The organism is Thermoflexus sp., from assembly GCF_040289485.1.
GTDB lineage: Bacteria > Chloroflexota > Anaerolineae > Thermoflexales > Thermoflexaceae > Thermoflexus.
Map to the genome: position 1 here is coordinate 5,260 of NZ_PSLG01000084.1, position 2,659 is coordinate 7,918.

3 protein-coding genes are annotated in these 2,659 nt (G+C 70.5%); all 3 read left to right on the top strand.

All coding sequences use genetic code 11. The features are described 5' to 3' along the window. Positions 1-1,282, top strand: a 1,282-nt coding sequence (locus C4313_RS10585) for a glycosyltransferase family 39 protein (protein ID WP_352429830.1), incomplete at its 5' end; no start/stop codon positions are given. Between the two features lie 189 nt (positions 1,283-1,471). After that, positions 1,472-2,032 (top strand): IS607 family transposase, encoded by a 561-nt coding sequence (locus C4313_RS10590; protein ID WP_352429831.1) that lies wholly within the window; start codon positions 1,472-1,474, stop codon positions 2,030-2,032. Then, a partial coding sequence (locus tag C4313_RS10595; protein ID WP_352429832.1) for an RNA-guided endonuclease TnpB family protein occupies positions 2,023-2,659 on the top strand: 637 nt, incomplete at its 3' end. The genes C4313_RS10590 and C4313_RS10595, both read left to right, overlap by 10 nt.

The following is a 2,659-nucleotide window of genomic DNA, read 5'->3' on the forward strand; positions in this document are numbered from 1 at the left end:
CACCCAGCCCGGCTTCAACGGGCCGCTGTATTTCCTCGGCCTGTTTCAGTGGGTGCGGGTGGCCGGGGATTCGGAGTTCGCGTTGCGCTTTCCCTCGGCGTGGCTGGGCACATTGGCGGTCCCCCTGGGCGTGGCCCTGTTCCGCCGCTTCCTCCCGGCCGGGGCGGCCCGGCTGGTCGGCGTGTTCCTGGCGGCGGCGCCCTTCCTGGTCTGGTACGGGCAGGAGGCCAAGATGTACGCCCTGCTGGTCTTCCTGTTCCTGGCCGCGTGGGGGGCAGCCGAGCGGGCGCGGCGGGATCCCGCGGGATGGATGGAGTTGGTCCTCTGGGCGGCCATGGGGCTCTACAGCCACGTCCTGTTCGTCCTCTTTCTCCCTCCGCTGCTCGCCCTGGCCGGCCGGAAGGGCCTGGGAAGGGTCGGAGGGCTGCTCTGGGTTGCAGGGGTGCTGGGGCTGGCGCTGGCCTTCCCGCTGTGGCGGTGGCAGGTCGGCCAGGTGCTCCGATGGGAGGGCGGACCTCGTCTGGCCTGCGGGGAGACCGGGTTCCCGCGGGTGGCTCCGCGGAACAGCCTGGCGATGCTGGGCTGGGGGTTCGCGGTCGGGGTGTGGGGCGGGTTCCCGGCATGGGGGCCGATCCCCCTGGCGGCGCTGATGGCCCTGGGGGCGGCCTTGGGCCGGGCGGGGATCCGGTGGCGATGGCTGGGATGGGCGCTGGGGCCCTGGGCGCTGCTGGCGGCCCTTTCCCTGTGCCGGCCGCTTTTCGTGGAGCGCTATCTGATCGCCGCGGCGCCGGCGTGGTTCGCCCTGGCCGCCATGGGGTGGGCCCGGCTCCCGGGCCGGTGGCTCCGGATCCTCGCCCTGGCCGCCGTTCTGGGCCCGATGGCGGCCGGGCTGGGGGTCCAGGCGATGGTGCCGCTGAAGTCCGACTTCCGCGCCGCCGCCCAGATGGTGGCCCGAGCCTACCGGCCTGACGAACTCATCCTGTTCCACATCGGGTATGTCCAGTATGTGTTTGATTATTACTTCCGAAAGCCCTACGCGGGGACCTGGGCCCCGGCTACGAACGTGGACCCGGATGGGACCCCCGTGGATATGGCCTGGGTCGATGCGCAGATGCGGGCCCTGGTGCGGGGATACCGGGCGGTGTGGCTGGTCTACTCGGAGGCGGCGATGTGGGACGCCCGCGATTTGGTGCGCCAGTGGCTGGACGCCCATGGCCGGCTGGTCGAGCGGCACGGGTTCGTCCTGGTGGAGGTGCGTCGCTACGAAGGGCTTCCCCCGTGAGTCATCCTTCGCGCGATCATGGCCGCTGCCCGGTGGGCGAAAAAGGACGGGGGAGGGGAGGGCCCAGCGGGCCTGCCGGAATCCCAAGCCTCTCCCATCGTGTCCGCCGGGGCCGTCGGGAATGGGCTGGGGAAGGGCCCGTGCGGAGGTTGACAGCAGCTGCCGTTTTTGTTATCATCCATTTCAACTATGAAGCTCTCCGACTGGGCCCGCAAGCAGGGAATCCGCTACCTCACCGCCTGGCGGTGGTTCAAAGCGGGCCAGCTCCCCGTTCCCGCCCGGCAGCTCCCCACCGGCACCATCCTGGTTGAGGAACCCAACCCGGACGGCCGCACGGTGCGCTACGCGCGGGTCTCCGCCGCCGACCAGAAGGATGACCTCCAGCGCCAGGTGCAGCGCCTTCAGGCCTTTGCCCGGGAGCAGGGCTGGACGGACTTCGACGTGGTAACCGAGATCGGTTCCGGGCTGAACGGGAAGCGGAAGCAGCTGCTGCGCGTGTTGCGTGACCCGAAGGGGAGCCGGATCGTGGTGGAAAACCGCGACCGGCTGGCCCGGTTCGGGTTTGAGATGGTCGAGGCGGCCCTGGCCGCAGCAGGCAAGCGCATCGTTGTCGTGGAAGAAGGCGAGGTCACGGACGATCTGGTGCGGGATCTTTTAGAGATCCTCACCTCCGCTTGCGGGCGGCTGTACGGGCGCCGGTCGGCCCGGAAGCGAGCCCGGCGGGCGCTGGAGGCGATGGGATGCGGGTAACGCAGGCGTTCCGCTTCGAGCTGGACCCCAACCGTGCCGCCCGCGTGGCCCTGGCCAAGCACGTGGGCGCCGCCCGCTTCGCCTACAACTGGGGCCTTGCCCGCTGCCTGCAGGCGCTGGAACAAGGCCTGCCTCTTCCCTCTGCGGCCCAGCTCCACAAGGAGTGGAACCGCTGGAAGCGGCAGCATGCCCCCTGGTGGGTGGAGGTGTCCAAGTGCGCGCCGCAGGAGGCCTTCCGTGATCTAGAGCGTGCCTTCCGCAACTGGCGGCAGGGCCGGGCGGGAAGGCCCCGCTTCAAGCGGAAGAAGAGCCTGGACGACAACAAGGCGCGCTTCACCGGCTCCATCCGGGTCTTCCCCCGGCACGTGCAGCTGCCCCGCATCGGCAAGGTGCGCACCAAGGAGCGGACGGAGAAGCTTTTGGCCCTGCTTTCCGAAGGGAGGGCCCGCATCCTCTCCGCCACCGTCGCCCGCGAGGCCGACCGCTGGTACGTGAGCCTCACCTGCGATGTGGAGCGGCCTGATCCCCCGTTGCGGCAGGGGGAGCCGGTGGGCGTGGACCTGGGCCTTGCGTCCTTCCTGGTGCTGTCGGACGGGACGCGGGTGGACGCGCCCAAGCCGCTGGCGA

Bases quoted from the DNA above. Each gene is read 5' to 3' on its own strand.
- C4313_RS10590 (WP_352429831.1), top strand. From the start codon at position 1,472: ATGAAGCTCTCCGACTGGGCCCGCAAGCAGGGAATCCGCTACCTCACC.